Below are 15680 nucleotides of genomic sequence, written 5' to 3' on the forward strand. Positions count from 1 at the left end.
CGAACGTACCTCGCGATCTCGAACGTACCTCGCGAGAGGCTCAGTCGGCGGCGGCAGGAATCTTTTCCCGCTCCGCCGCCGACCCGGCCTCGGCGGCGGGCTTCTCCCCGGCAGCCCGCACCGCGACGGACTCCTCCGACGCCTGCTCCGCCTCCGCCTTCGCCGCCGCCTTCTTGGCCCGGCTCTTCAGCACCAGCATGGACGCGAGACCGAAGGCCACCGCCAGCAGCAGCCCCAGCCACGAGAAGCGCTTCAGCCACGCCTCGGCGACGACGCCCACCGAGTAGATGACGGCCGTCGTGCCGCCCGCCCAGACGATGCCGCCCAGCACGTTGGCGATCAGGAACTTCCAGTACGGCATGCGCAGGACACCGGCCAGCGGTCCCGCGAAGATCCTCAGCAGCGCGACGAAGCGGCCGAAGAAGACCGCCCACATGCCCCACTTCTGGAACGAGCGCTCCGCCATGGCGATCTGCGCCTCACCGAAGTGCTTCGGGAACTTCCCGCCCATCCAGGCGAGCAGTGGTCTGCCTCCCTTGCGCCCGATCGCGTACCCGATCGAGTCACCGATGATCGCCCCCGCCGACGCGCACGCGCCCAGGACGTACGGGTCGATCTCCCCGTGCTGGGAGGCGAGCAGGGCCGAACTGACGAGGACGATTTCACCGGGCAGCGGAATGCCGAGGCTCTCCACACCGATGACCACCCCCACCAGGATGTAGATGCTGACCGCAGGCACGGTCTCCAGCCATTCCTGGACGTGCAACGCCGGTTCCTCCGTCGTGTTCGTACGCAAGGTCACAAGGTTCAAAACGGCTGGGTCGACGCAAGCGACAACTCAAGCGGACTGCCCGGCCCGCGCCCCGCGGGCGCCGCCGGGCAGCCTACCCCCCTGGTCAGGCCGTGGCGGCGGCGTCCCAGAGGTCGCACTGGTGGTCGGTTGCGGCCTTCCCGTCGCGGGTGTTGCCCCCGGCGGACGCGGTCTTCAGGGACAGCACCGTGCCCGGGGTGCGGTTCTGGGTGGGCATGGCGGGCTGTCCGGCGGCCCGGGGCGCACCGTCCCGGACGAAGGAGCCCCAGTACTGCACCATCTGGTCGGACAGCCTGCGCTGTTCGGCGTTGAAGGGGCTGGTGAGCCCGAAGTGCTTGAAGAGGTACTGGAGCTCGTTGACGTGCATCGCGCCGAAGTCGAAGTCGCCCGGCCGCGGACTCGTCGACGCGAAGGGCGGTGAGGTGCGGTCGGCGAACTCGTACGTGTAGACGGTGTTGTGCGTGGCCAGGGACCGGTCGAGCCGCAGCGCGCTGCACGCGAACATCTGGTCGCCGATGGCGGTGCCGATGGCGATCGTCGGCGTCGTGTACGCGGTCACCGGGTAGCGTGCCAGCACCTTGTCGCCGAGCGGCCCGAAGAGGGCCTTCACCGCGACGGGGTACGCCTCGGGGGTCAGCGGCGTGCCCCGCCCGTCGAACATGCCGAAGGCGAACAGCCTGCCCTCGTCCTTGTTCGCGCCGTTGAGCACCGGCACCCGTGCGGCCTTCCCCTCCGTGAAGGCCGCCGCGGGCTGGACGGGCAGGAACGTGCCGCCGGCCACCGGACTCCAGGAGAACCCGTCCTGGGCTTCGAGGACCTCCTTCGAGCTCTTGCCGCGCAGACAGGCCACCGCCGTCCTCGCGTCCGTGCAGCCGAGTTTCGCGGCGAAGGCGGTGCCCTGTTCGGCCGCCGTCTTCTTCGTACGGACCGCGCAGTCGTTGTACGCGCCGCTCTCGATGATCCCGGCGCGGAAGAGCCCGCGCGCGGACGGGGAGGCGAGCTGGGTGCAGACCGAGAGGCCGCCCGCGGACTCGCCCGCGACGGTGACGGCGGACGGGTCGCCGCCGAAGCCGCCGATGTTGGCGCGCACCCAGCGCAGGGCCGCCTGCTGGTCCTGCATGCCGAAGTTGCCGGAGGTCGTGTCCTGCGCCTCGGCGTCGAGGCCGGGTGCGGACAGGAAGCCCAGCGCGCCGAGCCGGTAGTTGACGGCGACGACGACCGTTCCGGTCGTGCGGGCGAACGTGTCCGGCACGATGTCCTGCCCCGCACCGGCCGTCAGCCCGCCGCCGTGGAACCAGACCATGACGGGCAGGCCCTTGCCGTGCCGGGGCGCGTTCTGCTTCGGGGTGTAGACGTTGAGCGCCAGACAGTCCTCGGTGTACGAGGGCTTCTCGTACCCGGGGTCCCCACTGGACGTCTGGACGCACTTGTTGGCGAAGCGCGTGGCGTCGCGCACGCCCCGCCACTCCGGTGCGGCCCGCGGCGCCTTCCAGCGGAGCGCGCCGACCGGCTGGGCCGCGTAGGGGACGCCGAGGAACTGCTGTCCCTCGGGGGTGCTCTCGCCGCGCACGGCGCCGGACGCGGTCCGCACGACCGGCCCGTCCCCGTGGGGCGCGGCCTGTGCGGGCATCGGCAGGAGTGCGGCGACCGAGGCGGCGAGGGCGGCAAGTCCCAGCGCGGCACGGTGCGTTCGGAGTCTCATCGGGCCCGGTGCTGCTGCATGCGTCATGGCCGCTCCCTCTTCGTTGAGGTCATGGGGCATATACACGTGCCAACTATCATGCGGCGTTCGTTCCTTGAAGGCGGAACACGCCGGGGCTTGCGACTTGTCCGTGAAAGCTAGATCTGGGCCCGGAAGGAGTCAATAAGTTGAACAAGAAACAGATGTAACACGCAAAAGGCGGTGCCCCACCTCCGCCGAGGTGGGACACCGCCCTGCGACACCGCCCTGCCGAAAGAGCCGCGCCGTACTACGCGTTGGGCTTGTTGGGCCGCAGCGTCCAGACGACCGTCATCTCGCCGGTCACCGCGCCGTCCTCGCGGGTGATCGCGATCTCGACCGGGAACTCGGGACGCTCGCCCGCGTCCAGCTCCGCGACGACGTCGGCGATCGGACGGCCCAGCGTGGCGGTCGCGGTGACGACGCCCATGGCCAGCTTCTTGTAGCCGATCTCGGCCTTGACGGCCAGCGGCACGGCACGCGCCAGTTGGTCGCCGAAGGCGGCGATCACGATCGCACCGCTCGCCGACTCGGCGAGGGTGAACATCGCTCCGGCGTGCGGGCCGCCGACGTGGTTGTGGTAGTCGGCCTGGTCCGGCAGGCGGACGACGGCCCTCTCGGGGGTGGTCTCCAGGAACTCCAGTCCCAGCGTGCGGGCCATCGGAACGGTGGCGGCGAGCATCTCGCCGACGGACATCTGATCTGCGCTCATGGCCGTGATGTTACCCACGAGTAGTGACGCTTGGCCATCCCCCTCCGCCCCGTCCCCCGGCGAAGCCTTCACGCTCCCTCCAGGGGCGACTGTGGCCCCTGTGCCCCCACCCCTCTATGGTTACTGGCCATGTGGCCAGGACAGCAGCCGCCCGGGGGCGAGCAAAACCCGCAGGACCAGAACCAGAACCCGTACCAGCAGCCGGGGTACTCGGCGACGCCTCCGCCCGGAGGGCCGCCCCCTCCGCCGGGGCAGCCGCCGACGCCGCCGCCGGGCGGTTACCAGCAGCCGGGCTACCAGCAGCCCCCCACCCAGCCCGGATACGGCTACCCCGCCTCCGCGCCGACGCCCCCGCCGGGTGGTTTCGGCCAGCAGGCCCCGTACCAGCAGGCTCCGTACACGGTGCCGATGCAGGCGGGTCCGCCCGGACCCGGCGGCAGCCCGGACGGCGACCGCAAGAAGACGATCATCACCGCGTCGATCGCGGGCGTGGTGGTCGTCGCCGCCCTGGCGGTGACCGGCATCTTCGTCCTCGGCGACAAGGACGAGAAGCCGGCTCCTCCGGTGGCCGCCCCGAAGACGACCCAGCCCGCGGCCGGCGGGGACTCCGCGCCCGCCACCTCCGACCCGAGCGCACCCGCGCCGGGCGCGGGCGGCACCGCCAACCCGCGCGCGGGCATCGACGCCAAGCCGACGATCCCCGGCTGGAAGGTCGTCATCAACCCCAAGCACGGCACGGTCTTCGACGTGCCGCCGGAGTGGGACGTCCAGTCGACCAGCACGCTGCTCGGCTTCGAGGACGCCAAGAACCCGACCGGCCCGCCGGTCGCCATCATGTCCGCGCCCGCCACGCTCAAGGAGCAGTGGTGCGTGACCGACGAGGACAACGACGGCGACCAGGACAAGACCGCCCTGTCCCACGTCGGCACCACCGGCGGCATCAAGGGCGCGAAGGACACCGCGGAGGTCGCCCAGGGCCAGGCGGGCAACTGGGTCTTCGGCGGCTACGACCAGAAGCGCACCGGCAAGATCAACGTGACGAAGGGCAAGCCCTTCACCACCACGGCCGGGGTCGAGGGCAGCATCTCGGTCGGCACGGCGGTCGGCGTGAAGAAGGCCAACAAGTGCTCGTCGGACGGCAAGTCGCTCGCCTTCGGCTTCAAGAACGCGAAGGGTGACTTCAAGACCTGGGTCTTCCACAGCGCCAAGGGCGTCAAGGACGAGGTCTCGGACGCGACCGTCATGAAGATCCTGGGCACCCTCCGCCTGGCGGGCTGACCCACTCCGCCCCCGGTCCCGCACGAAACGGGCGCCCGCCACCTCGCAGGTGGCGGTCGCCCGTCGTCCCGTTCCGTTGCTTCCGCTACGTCCGGGACTCACCCGATGCCGAAGGCCCCGCTCGGCGGCTCGGGCGAGGCCGTCGCCTCGGCGTCCGGCACGGGGACCGCTCCCCCGACGAAGCGGACCAGGGCCGCCCCGTGCTCGACCCGGGCGGGGAAGGCGTCACGGGCGGTGCGCCGGGCCAGGGCGGCGGTGTCCAGGGGCTTGCGTGAGGCGACCAGCACCGCGTTGCCGAACCGCCGCCCACGCAGCACCGCGGGCTCGGCGACCAGCGCCAGCTCGGCGAACTCACCCCGAAAGGTGGCGAGTTGAGACCGCAGGAAATCAAAAGGCGCCCCGTCCGCGAGGTTGGCCACATACACGCCGTCCGCCCGCAGCACCCGGGCCGCCTCCCGCGCGTACCCCACCGACGTGAACGCGGCGGGCACCCGGGATCCCCCGAAGACATCCGCGATCAGCACGTCGACGGACGCGTCCGCGGCCCCCTCCAGCCACCGCCGCCCGTCCGCTCCGTGCACGGTGATCCCGGCTCCCCCGTGCGGCAACGGCAGGTGCTCGGCGACCAGCGCGAGCAGCCCCCGGTCGGCCTCGACGACGTCCTGCCGCGACCCGGGCCGCGTGACGGCGACGTACCGGGGCAACGACAGCCCACCCCCACCGAGGTGCAGGACGTCGAGCGCCTCCCCCGGCTCCCCCACCCCGTCCACGACGTAGGCGAGGCGCCGCGCGTACTCGAACTCCAGATGCTCGGGCTCGTCCAGATCGACGTACGACTGCGGCGCCCCGTCGACGGTGAGCAGCCAGGCCCGGGGACGGTCGACGTCGGGCATCAGCCGGGCGGTACCACCGTCGACCTCCCGCACGACGGGCACGGATTCATTCATCCGCCCATTCTCCCCCGGACCCGACAGCTCCGCGCCGGGCCCCGCACCACCGGGGCCCCTCGGGAAAACCGTTCGCCACAGGTGGGCGGATCGGCAATGATCTGACGCATGTTCCGGTACGCCTTCCTCGCAGCGCCGTCCGCAGTCGCGGACGCGCCGAAGGCTGCCGTCACCGAACTCACTTCCGCGGCTCTCGCCGCATTCCCCGCAGCACTCGCACCTGCTGCCGCAGCGCCCTTCGACGGCGCCCGAAGCTGACCCTTCCCGGAGCGCGTCCGGCGGACCCCGTACGGGGAGGGTCGGCAGGCCCAGGGGGTCCACTCACGCTTCGCGTCACTTCGCAGAGGAACAACACAGCCATGCCCAAGACGGCATACGTCCGCACCAAGCCGCACCTCAACATCGGCACCATGGGTCACGTCGACCACGGCAAGACCACCCTGACCGCCGCCATCACCAAGGTCCTCGCCGAGCGCGGCACCGGCACCTTCGTGCCGTTCGACCGCATCGACCGGGCGCCGGAGGAGGCGCTGCGCGGCATCACCATCAACATCAGTCACGTCGAGTACGAGACCGACACCCGCCACTACGCCCACGTCGACATGCCCGGCCACGCCGACTACGTCAAGAACATGGTCACCGGCGCCGCCCAACTCGACGGTGCGATCCTCGTCGTCTCCGCGCTCGACGGCATCATGCCGCAGACCGCCGAGCACGTCCTGCTCGCCCGCCAGGTCGGCGTCAACCACATCGTCGTCGCCCTCAACAAGGCCGACGCCGGGGACGACGAGCTCACCGACCTGGTCGAGCTGGAGGTCCGCGAGCTGCTGACCGCGCACGGCTACGGCGGCGACGCCGCTCCCGTCGTACGGGTGTCGGGCCTCAAGGCCCTGTCGGGCGACCCCCGTTGGGAGGCGTCCGTCGAGGCGCTGCTGGACGCGGTCGACACGTACGTGCCGATGCCCGAGCGGTACGTCGACGCGCCGTTCCTGCTCCCGGTGGAGAACGTCCTCAGCATCACCGGGCGCGGCACGGTCGTGACCGGCGCGGTGGAGCGCGGCACCGTCCGGGTCGGTGACCGGGTCGAGGTGCTGGGTGCGGACACCGAGACGGTGGTGACCGGTCTGGAGACCTTCGGGAAGCCGATGGACTCCGCGCAGGCCGGGGACAACGTGGCGCTGCTGCTGCGCGGGGTGCCCCGCGACGGGGTGCGCCGCGGGCACGTGGTGGCCGCGCCCGGCAGCGTCGCGCCCGCGCGTCGCTTCGTCGCGCAGGTGCACGTCCTGTCGGCGAAGGACGGCGGCCGGACGACCCCGATCGCCTCGGGTTACCGGCCGCAGTTCTACCTCCGTACCGCGGACGTGGTCGGCGACGTGGACCTGGGCGAGGTCGCCGTCGCCCGGCCCGGCGAGACCGTCACCATGACGGTCGAGCTCGGCCGTGACGTCCCGTTGGAGGCCGGTCTCGGCTTCGCGGTCCGCGAAGGCGGGCGCACGGTCGGGGCGGGCACGGTGAGCGAGGTGCTCGGGTAGGGGGTGGGGGCTGCGTGGTCGGACCGCGCAGCCCCTGTCCGTGAGGTCGGAGGAGGTCAGAGGTTCTTGAGGGCTTCGCGCACCGAGAGCGGCGAGAGTGTGTCGCGGTGGGCGTCGACGAAGGTGCGGACGGCCGCCGGGTCGGTCTTCGCGTACTCGCGCAGGCACCAGCCGATGGCCTTGCGGAGGAAGAAGTCGGGGTGGGCGGCCTGACGTTCGCAGTAGGCGAAGAGGCGGCCGGTGTCGGTGGCGTCCTTGTGGCGGAGCTGGTGGAGGAGGGCGGTGCGGGCGACCCACAGGTCGTCGTCGCCGATCCAGTCGTCCATGACGCGCTTCAGCCGGGGGTCGGCGGCCACCAGGGCGCCGACGACGTGCGCGGCGAGCAGGTCGACCGTGTCCCACCAGGAGGTGGTGGTGATCAGGTGCCGGGCCGTCGGGAGGAAGCCGGAGGAGAGGCGTCCGGCGTGCTTGCGCAGGTAATCGACGGCGAAGTAGTGGTACTCGCGTTCCGGCAGGGCCCAGCAGCGCAGGGCGATCGCCGTGCAGTCGGCCTCGGCGGGGAGTGGGGTTCCGGCGAGGACGGTGCGGGAGAGGGCGCGGCGCTCGGGGGTGGGGATGCCGAAGAAGGGCGCGACGTGCTGCATGTACGCGGCCGTCTTCTCGGCCCTGATCGGGTCGGCCGATGCGGGGTACACGGTGATGAGCCGCGCCAGGACGGTGTCGGCGAGTGCGCTGGAGGGACCGCCGTCAGCCGTACGGGTCAAGCCGGTCATGAGGTGCACATTACGGCGATCACACACGAATGTCAGTTAGTCTCCCCGGATGTTCGACCACGCCACGGGGGCCACGCCCCGCACGGACGCACCGCACACGGACCACCCGTGCGCGGGCCGATCCGACGCGGACGGACCTCGCGCGGGCAGAACGAATGCCGAGGCCGAGGCGGGACGGGCTGCGGGCGCTCCCCGGGCCGTGCGCTTCGCCAGGGTGCTGCTGTCGCCGTGGGCGCGGCTCGCGCTGCTGCTGGTGGTGCTCGCTTCGGCGGCCACCGCGGTCCTGCTCTACGAGCCGCAGAAGATGCTGGCCGACGGCTGGCCGCCGCAGTTGGGCGGGGCCATGGCCGCGGTGCTCTTCGGGGTCGCGTACGGACTGTGCACGGTCGCCTTCGTACCGCGTCCGATCCTCAATCTGGCGGCGGGCGCCCTGTTCGGCACCGCGCTGGGGCTCACCACGTCCATCGGCGGCACCGTGCTCGGCGCGGGCATCTCCTTCGCGCTGGGCCGCCACCTGGGGCAGGACGCGCTGCGGCCCATGCTGCGCGGGCGGGTGCTGCTGGCGGCGGACGGGGTGCTGAGCAGGCACGGCTTCCGGTCGATGCTGGCGATCCGGCTCTTCCCCGGCGTGCCGTTCGCGGCGGCCAACTACTGCGCCGCCGTGTCGCGGATGCGGTACCTGTCCTTCCTGACGGCCACCGGACTCGGCTCGATCCCCAACACGCTCGCGTACGTCATAGCGGGCAGCGAGGCCTCGTCGCCGACGTCACCGGCGTTCGTGATCTCGACGGCGTTCATCGTGGTGACGAGCATCGCGGGGGTCGTGGTGGCGTGGTGCAAGCGGCACTCGATCGGCCGATCGGCGGGGCAGGCGTCCGCGGCCTCCGCCGAGGAGTCCGCCCCCGAGCCGGTGCAGACCTCTGTGCACTCCCTCTCGAACAAGTGAATTCCGGGCGACGACACCGAGCCACGCCCGACGCCCGCTGATCACCCTCCGGCCACCTTCCACCGGTACGCTGCGCACCACTTCCACCCCACCCTCCGCGCGGCGGCACACCGCCCTGCGCGCACTCTCGGGACGGCGCGACCCCTCATGAGCTGGTTCGAATCCTTCATCCTCGGCCTGGTCCAGGGCCTGACCGAGTTCCTGCCCGTCTCCTCCAGCGCCCATCTGCGGCTGACGGCGGCTTTCGCGGGCTGGCACGACCCGGGGGCGGCGTTCACCGCGATCACCCAGATCGGGACCGAGACCGCGGTCCTGATCTACTTCCGCAAGGACATCGCGACGATCCTGGGCGCGTGGTTCCGCTCGCTGAAGGACAAGTCGATGCGGGGCGACCACGACGCGCAGCTCGGCTGGCTGGTGATCGTCGGGTCGATCCCGATCGGGGTGCTCGGGGTGACGCTCAAGGACCAGATCGAGGGCCCGTTCCGGGATCTGCGGCTGATCGCCACGACGCTGATCGTCATGGGCGTCATCCTGGGCGTCGCGGATCGCCTGGCGGCCCGGGCGGAGCGGGACACCGGGCGGCACACGGCCGGGAACCACCGCAAGACGCTCAAGGACCTCGGGGTCAAGGACGGCCTGATCTACGGCTTCTGCCAGGCGCTGGCGCTCGTCCCCGGCGTCTCCCGCTCGGGCGCGACGATCAGCGGCGGCCTCCTGATGGGGTACACCCGGGAGTCGGCGGCGCGGTACTCCTTCCTGCTGGCGATCCCGGCGGTGCTGGCCTCGGGGGTGTACGAGCTGAAGGACGTGGGCGAGGGGCATGTGTCGTGGGGGCAGACGATTTTCGCGACGGTGATCGCCTTCGTGGTCGGATATGCGGTGATCGCATGGTTCATGCGGTTCATTTCCTCGCGGAGCTTCATGCCGTTCGTGTACTACCGGGTGGCGCTCGGGGTGGTGCTGTTCGTGCTGGTGGGGCTGGGTGTGCTGAGCCCGCACGCAGGTGAGTCGGCGGGCTGATCCCGGCCCCCGGCGCGGGCCCTGCGCCGCACGGCGGACACTCGTGCCCCACGGGCCCTTGGCGGCGCGCCCGTGCTGCCCGAGACTGAGCCGATGACCCAGCGTGTGGAGCTCGCGACCGTTATGGACCGGCTGGCCATCGACGCGGTGATCACCGGCTACGCCGTGGCCGTGGACGACGGCGACTGGACGGCGTACCAGGCCCTGTTCACCCCCGACGGCCGCGCCGACTACCGCTCGGCCGGCGGCATCGAGGGCCCGGCCGAGGAGGTCGCCGGGTGGCTCGCGAAGATGCTGCGGCTCTTTCCCGTGCGCCAGCACCTGATCGTCAACCGGCGGCTGCGGCTGGAGGACCTCAACGGGTACACGGGCGACCGGGCCGACCTCCAGGCCGACTACCTCAACCCGATGCGCCTGGAGCAGTCCGGACGGCTGGACGGCACGTCGGCGCCGAACTTCGTCACCGGCGGCCGCTACTCCTTCGAGCTGCTGCGCTCCGACGAGGGCGCCTGGAACGTGCGCCGGGTGACCGTGCACGAGAAGTGGCGGCGCACCGGCGCGCACGCCGTCTGACGCGCCCCGGCGCGCATGCCGTCTGACGCGCACCGGCTCGTACGCCGTCCGACGCCCACTGTCCCGGTTCGTCCCGCTCCCCCACACTGGGGTCATCACTCCGGTGGTGAGGAGGTGCGGTATGCCGAGGCACTGGGTGTCGGGCAGACGTTCCGGCCGCCTGCGCCAGGACGACGTCCGGCAGGACGGCTTGCGCCGGAACGACGAGCGCCAGGACGACGTCACGTCGGTGTCCACGGGCCGTCCCGACAGCGCCAACCCCGTCCCCCTCTCCCCGCCCGCCCGGCAGCGCGCCCTCGCCGCCCTCCTCGCCGGGGCCCTGCCCGTCCTCGCGTTCCCCGCCCCCGGGCTGTGGTGGTTCGCGTACGTCGCCCTCGTGCCCTGGATGCTGCTGCTCAGGTCGGCCCCGACCGCGCGCCGGGCCGCCCTGGAGGGGTGGCTGGGCGGGGTCGGGTTCGTGGTGGCGGTGCACCACTGGCTGCTGCCGAGCCTGCACGTGTTCATCGTGGTGCTGGGGGCACTGCTGGGGCTGTTGTGGCTGCCGTGGGGCGTGCTCGTACGGTTCCTGCTCGGCGGCAGACCGACCGCGTCGCGCGCGCTGGTCGCCGTCGGCGTGCTGCCGTCGGGGTGGCTGATGGTGGAACTGGCCCGCTCCTGGGAGGGCCTGGGCGGCCCCTGGGGTCTGCTCGGCTCCTCGCAGTGGGACGTGACGGCCGCCCTGCGGCTGGCCTCGCTCGGCGGGGTGTGGCTGGTGACGCTGCTGGTCGTGGCCGTGAACACCGCCGTCGTGGTCCTGCTGACCCTGCCGTACGCCCGTACCCCGGCCCTCTGCGCGCTCCTCGCCTGCGCCGTCCTCACCGGGGCCGCCTGGGCCTGGGCGCCGCGCCCCGCGCCCGAACGCACCGCCCGGATCGCCGTCGTACAGCCCGGTGTCTTCGACGGCATCGGCAGCGCCGAACAACGCCTGGCGCGCGGCGAGGAGTTGACCCGTACGCTCGCCGACCGGCGGGTGGACCTGGTGGTGTGGGGCGAGAGCAGCGTCGGCGAGGACCTCGTGGCGCGGCCCGACGTGGCGGAGCGGATCGCCGCGCTGTCCCGGACAGTGGACGCGTACGTCCTGGTCAACGTGGACGCCCGGCGCTCCGACCGGCCCGGCATCTTCAAGTCGTCGGTGCTGGTGGGACCGGACGGGCCGACCGGGGCGCGCTACGACAAGATGCGGCTGGTCCCGTTCGGCGAGTACGTCCCGGCGCGCGCCCTCCTCGGCTGGGCGACGTCGGTGGGCAAGGCCGCGGGCGAGGACCGGATGCGGGGCACGGCCCCGGTGGTGATGGCGCTGCCGAACGGCCTGCGGCTGGGCCCGCTGGTCTGCTTCGAGTCGGCGTTCCCCGACATGAGCCGCCGTCTGGTCAGGGACGGCGCGGGGCTGCTGATCGCGCAGTCCGCGACGTCCACCTTCCAGGACAGCTGGGCCCCCGAGCAGCACGCGACGCTGGCCGCGCTGCGGGCCGCCGAGACGGGGCGGCCCATGGTGCACGCCACGCTGACCGGGGTGAGCAGTGTGTACGGGCCCGACGGCCGCCGGATCGGGTCACCGCTGGGCACCGACCGCAGCGCCGCCGCCGTCTACGACGTACCCCTGGCACACGGCCTGACCCCGTACGCGAAGTACGGGGACTGGGCCATGTACCTGGCGATGGCCGCGCTGGCGCTGCTGCTCGCCGCCGAGGGAGTGCGCGGCCTCAGGCGGTCTGCTCCAGGGCCGTCCGTACCACGCGCTCGCACAGCTCGTGAGTAGCCAGCGCGTCGCGTGCACTGACGAGCTTTCCGGCGCGTACGGCGTCCAGGAACCCGGTGACGGCCTGCTCGATGCCGCGCTGACGGGCGACGGGCACCCAGTCGCCGCGGCGGCGGACGCTCGGCTGGCCCTTGTGGTCGATGACCTCGGCGAGGTTGACGACCTGCCGCTTGGTGTCCTGGCCGGCGACTTCGAGGATCTCCTCGGTGGAGCCGGACATGTGGTTCATGGTGCCGATGGCGGTGAAGCCGTCGCCGGAGAGCTGGAGCACGACGTGGTGCAGCAGCCCCTCGACCATGCGGACGCGCACGTCGACGTGGTCGATCTCGCCGGGGGCCAGGAAGCGCAGGGTGTCCACGACGTGGATGAAGTCGTCGAGGACGAAGGTGCGCGGCTCCTCGGGCAGGCCGACGCGGTTCTTCTGCATCAGGATCAGGTCGCGCGGGTGGTCGGCGCACTGCGCGTAGCCGGGGGCCAGGCGGCGGTTGAAGCCGACGGCGAGGCTCACCCCGCGCTCCTCGGCGAGCTCCACCAGCCGTACGGAGTCGGCCAGTTCGTACGCGAGGGGCTTGTCGACGTACGTCGGGACGCCCGCCTCGAGGAGCGCGGTGACCAGCTCGGGGTGCGCGGAGGTCGACGCGTGCACGAAGGCCGCGTCCGGGCCCTGCGCGAGGATTCCGTCGAGCGTGGTGTGGGTCTGGGAGGCGGGGATGCGGTGGGTCTCCGCGACCCGGGCCAGCTTGTCGGGTGTGCGGGTCTGGAGGTGGATCTCGACCCCCGGAAGGGTCGCGAAGACGGGCAGGTACGCCTTCTGCGCGATGTCGCCGAGGCCGATGACGCCGATCTTCACGGGGGTCTCCCTCTGTCATGCCAGGGTTGCGCCTGACGGTGTTGCTAGGCCTGTTGTGCCTGGTGAACGGGTGTCCGGGCAGCATACGTGCGCTGCGGGGGCCGCCAGTCGCAGACTCCGTCGAAGGCCCGCAGGGCGAGCGCGGAGGGGCCCAGGCTCGCGAGCCTGAGCACGGCGTCGCGGACGGCCGCTCCCGGTGCGCTGTCCAGCATGGCCAGCCTGGCGATCTTCGCGGACTTGGCGACGATGCCGGTCGTACGGGGCAGCCGGTCGGCGGTGAAGGCGGCCAGCGCCGCCCCGAGGTCCGCGGCCGGGTCCAGGTGGTGGCCGAGTACGACGCCGTCCTCGATGGACTGGTTGCCGCCCTGGCCCATGGTCGGGCACATGGCGTGCGCGGCGTCGCCGATCAGGACGGTGCGGCCCCGGTGGAAGGTGTCGAGCGGGGTGCTCAGGTGGAAGACGTCGTGCCGCAGCACCCCGTCGTCCTCGGCGGCGGCGATGATCTGCGGCACGGGGTGGTGCCAGTCGCCGAAGCGGCGCAGCAGTTCGGCCTTCTCACCGTCGGCGCTGCGGCCTCCGGCGGGGGTGCGGGCGGCCCCGTACGCGTAGATCCGGCCGTCCTTGAGCGGCTGGGTGCCCCAGAGCCGTCCGCGCCCCCAGGTCTCGTGCGGCGCGAAGGGCTCGACGGGCGCGGGGACGACGACCCGCCAGGTGGTGAACCCGGCGTAGACGGGCCCGGGGTGCTCGGGGAAGAGGACGCCGCGCACCCCCGAACGCACGCCGTCGGCCCCGACGACGAGGTCGGCCTCGATGTCGCCCTCGTCGGTACGGACCAGGGCGGGCCGACCTCCGGGTTCGCCCGCGTCGATCAGCGAGGCGGCGGCCCCGGTGCGGACGGCGCCCTCGGGCAGTGCGGCGCGCAGGACGTCGACGAGGGTGGCGCGGTGCAGCAGCACCAGCGGTCCCCCGAAGCGTTCCGCGGCGGCGGCGCTGTCCGTACGGGAGAGCCAGCGGCCGTTCGGTGCGCGCATCCCGCCCTCGCCCTGCCAGGCGGCGAGGTCGCGGACGGTGTCGCCGAGGCCGAGGACGTCCAGGGCGCGCAGGGAGTTGGGGGCGAGGCCGATGCCCGCGCCGACCGGCTCCAGGGAGGCGGCCCGCTCCAGGACGGTGACCCGCAGGCCGCGCCGGTGGAGGGCGACGGCGGCGGTGAGGCCGCCGATTCCGCTGCCGACGACGACGGCGTGGCGGGGCTGTTGCGGGGTCGGGGACACGTGCGGGGACATGGCGCCTCCTGGGTTACTACACCTGTAGTGACATCTCGAACGCTACTACAGATGTAGTGAGCGCGGTAGATTGGCCCCATGACCGCACGCACCTCCCCGGACTCCCCCGCCGCCGCCCGCGCCGAGCGCATCGCCGACGCCGCCCTGAAGCTCCTGGTCGAGCGCGGGATGCGCGGGCTCACCCACCGGGCCGTGGACGAGACGGCGGGCCTGCCGCAGGGCTCGACCTCCAACTGCGCCCGCACCCGCCAGGCCCTGCTGGAACTCGCGGTGCGCAGGCTGGCCGTGGTGGAGGGCGAGGCACTGGGGGTCGGCTCGCTCCCGAAGGCCGGGGCCGAGACGGGGGCGGAGACCGGGGCCGAGACGGGGGCGGAGACCGGGGCCGAGACGGGGTCCGCGTCCGGGGCCGCGCCCGATCTGGAGGGCCTGACCGACCTGCTCGCCCTGACCCTGCACCGCTATCTGACCGAGCACCGCTCGCTGCTGATCGCCCGGTACGAACTGGGCCTCGAAGCCACCCGCAGGCCCGAGCTGCGGGAGTTCTACGACGCGACGGGCCGCGCGGGCTTCCGGGAGCCGCTGGTCGCCCTGATGACGGCGGCGGGGTCGAAGGAGCCCGAGCGGCACACGCTGTCGCTGGTCGCGTGGGTGGAGGGGCTGATGTACTCGTGCGCGGCGGGCTCGTACCACGCGTCCGTGCCGACGCGGGAGGAACTGCGCACCGGGTTCGGCGAGCTGCTGCGCGGCATGCTGGGCGCGTAGGGCCCCGTACCGTACGTAAGCGCCTGGCCCGCGCTTCACTCATGTGGGGCAATATCGGTCTCCCGGCTTCCCCAACGGGTGCCGCGATCAGCAGAGTTGCGCGGGTGCACCGAACAAGAACCGTGACGAGAACCGCAGCGACGCTCCTGGTGGGGGTCGCCGTGTCGGCCGTGTCGGGCTGTGTGTCCACCGACGCCGGACCGCCGGGTCCGCCCGCCGCCCAGTCCCCGGCCGCTCAGCAGCCGCGCCCGCCCCAACTGCCCCACTTGATCGGGAACGGCGGCAACCCCGAAGAACTGGTCGAGGCCCCCGTCCACGAGGTGCTCGAAGCGGCCCTGCTGCCCTCCGAGCGCGCCCCGGAGCCGGCCGCCGCCCCGCCCGCACCCCGCGAGCCCCGCCACCGGACCGCCGCCGACGAACCGCAGCCCCCGCCGCCCACCCGCCGGGCCGCCGCCCCGCAGACTCCCGCCCCGCACAGGCCCGCACCCCGGCAGCAGCCGGAGCGGGCGCAGCCCGCCCTGCCCAAGCTGCCCGCCTCGGCGGCCGACGTGTGCGCACTGGGCACCGGCTACGGCGGCTGGAAGCCCAACAGCCCGGAGGCCCGCATCTGCCGGGAGGCGTACGGAGGTTGATCGCGGGGCGTCGAAGTCCGCCGCCCAAAGGCCGCCCCCC

Annotated in this window: 15 protein-coding genes; 8 read left to right on the plus strand and 7 right to left on the minus strand. The window is 72.7% G+C overall.

The features are described 5' to 3' along the window. Window positions 1-40: 40 nt before the first annotated feature. The 3 genes from ACIO3O_RS33760 to ACIO3O_RS33770 all read right to left on the minus strand — a co-directional run bounded on the left by ACIO3O_RS33760 (window position 41) and on the right by ACIO3O_RS33770 (window position 3228). On the minus strand, window positions 41-766 hold the full coding sequence (locus tag ACIO3O_RS33760) for a DedA family protein (RefSeq protein ID WP_401752671.1): 726 nt from the start codon (window positions 764-766) through the stop codon (window positions 41-43). A gap of 130 nt (window positions 767-896) precedes the next feature. After that, on the minus strand, window positions 897-2513 hold the full coding sequence (locus ACIO3O_RS33765) for a carboxylesterase/lipase family protein (RefSeq protein WP_401752573.1): 1617 nt from the start codon (window positions 2511-2513) through the stop codon (window positions 897-899). A 268-nt stretch (window positions 2514-2781) separates the two neighbouring features. Continuing rightward, complete coding sequence (locus ACIO3O_RS33770; RefSeq protein WP_401752673.1) at window positions 2782-3228, minus strand: DUF4442 domain-containing protein; 447 nt, start codon at window positions 3226-3228, stop codon at window positions 2782-2784. Between the two features lie 144 nt (window positions 3229-3372). Here ACIO3O_RS33770 and ACIO3O_RS33775 point away from each other — a divergent pair, with 144 nt between their 5' ends. Next, on the plus strand, window positions 3373-4521 hold the full coding sequence (locus ACIO3O_RS33775; protein ID WP_401752575.1) for a hypothetical protein: 1149 nt from the start codon (window positions 3373-3375) through the stop codon (window positions 4519-4521). 98 nt (window positions 4522-4619) lie between these two features. Here ACIO3O_RS33775 and ACIO3O_RS33780 read toward each other — a convergent pair whose 3' ends face one another. Continuing rightward, window positions 4620-5468 (minus strand): spermidine synthase, encoded by an 849-nt coding sequence (locus ACIO3O_RS33780; RefSeq protein ID WP_401752576.1) that lies wholly within the window; start codon window positions 5466-5468, stop codon window positions 4620-4622. A gap of 359 nt (window positions 5469-5827) precedes the next feature. Here ACIO3O_RS33780 and tuf point away from each other — a divergent pair, with 359 nt between their 5' ends. Further along, window positions 5828-7000: an elongation factor Tu gene (gene tuf, locus ACIO3O_RS33785; RefSeq protein ID WP_401752578.1), complete on the plus strand. Its 1173-nt coding sequence runs from the start codon at window positions 5828-5830 to the stop codon at window positions 6998-7000. Between the two features lie 56 nt (window positions 7001-7056). On the opposite strand, the gene ACIO3O_RS33790 is transcribed toward tuf, so the two are convergent. Continuing rightward, the gene (locus ACIO3O_RS33790) at window positions 7057-7773 is read right to left on the minus strand and encodes a DNA alkylation repair protein (protein WP_401752579.1); all 717 of its coding nucleotides are present in this window, start codon (window positions 7771-7773) and stop codon (window positions 7057-7059) included. Between the two features lie 49 nt (window positions 7774-7822). Between ACIO3O_RS33790 and ACIO3O_RS33795 the strand changes: the two genes are divergently transcribed. From ACIO3O_RS33795 to lnt, 4 genes are all read left to right on the plus strand, one after another. Continuing rightward, window positions 7823-8719, plus strand: a complete 897-nt coding sequence (locus tag ACIO3O_RS33795) for a TVP38/TMEM64 family protein (RefSeq protein WP_401752580.1) — start codon at window positions 7823-7825, stop codon at window positions 8717-8719. A 147-nt stretch (window positions 8720-8866) separates the two neighbouring features. Continuing rightward, window positions 8867-9742, plus strand: coding sequence for an undecaprenyl-diphosphate phosphatase (locus tag ACIO3O_RS33800; protein WP_401752581.1), 876 nt, complete (start codon window positions 8867-8869; stop codon window positions 9740-9742). A gap of 93 nt (window positions 9743-9835) precedes the next feature. Beyond that, entirely contained in the window at window positions 9836-10315 is a 480-nt protein-coding gene (locus ACIO3O_RS33805) for a nuclear transport factor 2 family protein (RefSeq protein ID WP_401752583.1), read from the plus strand. A 121-nt stretch (window positions 10316-10436) separates the two neighbouring features. After that, entirely contained in the window at window positions 10437-12113 is a 1677-nt protein-coding gene (lnt, locus tag ACIO3O_RS33810) for an apolipoprotein N-acyltransferase (protein ID WP_401752585.1), read from the plus strand. On the opposite strand, the gene ACIO3O_RS33815 is transcribed toward lnt, so the two are convergent. Both ACIO3O_RS33815 and ACIO3O_RS33820 read right to left on the minus strand, forming a co-directional pair. Continuing rightward, window positions 12058-12963 carry a Gfo/Idh/MocA family protein gene (locus ACIO3O_RS33815; protein ID WP_401752587.1) on the minus strand — a complete coding sequence of 302 codons (906 nt, stop codon included), beginning with the start codon at window positions 12961-12963 and terminating at the stop codon, window positions 12058-12060. The genes lnt and ACIO3O_RS33815 overlap by 56 nt on opposite strands. Window positions 12964-13007: 44 nt before the next feature. Next, window positions 13008-14246 (minus strand): FAD-dependent monooxygenase, encoded by a 1239-nt coding sequence (locus ACIO3O_RS33820; protein ID WP_401752589.1) that lies wholly within the window; start codon window positions 14244-14246, stop codon window positions 13008-13010. 78 nt (window positions 14247-14324) lie between these two features. Here ACIO3O_RS33820 and ACIO3O_RS33825 point away from each other — a divergent pair, with 78 nt between their 5' ends. Continuing rightward, window positions 14325-15008 (plus strand): TetR/AcrR family transcriptional regulator, encoded by a 684-nt coding sequence (locus ACIO3O_RS33825; RefSeq protein WP_401752591.1) that lies wholly within the window; start codon window positions 14325-14327, stop codon window positions 15006-15008. A gap of 122 nt (window positions 15009-15130) precedes the next feature. Then, entirely contained in the window at window positions 15131-15640 is a 510-nt protein-coding gene (locus ACIO3O_RS33830; protein ID WP_401752593.1) for a hypothetical protein, read from the plus strand. Window positions 15641-15680: the final 40 nt, after the last annotated feature.

It is taken from the genome of Streptomyces sp. NPDC087440 (genome assembly GCF_044744005.1).
Classification (GTDB): Bacteria; Actinomycetota; Actinomycetes; order Streptomycetales; family Streptomycetaceae; genus Streptomyces.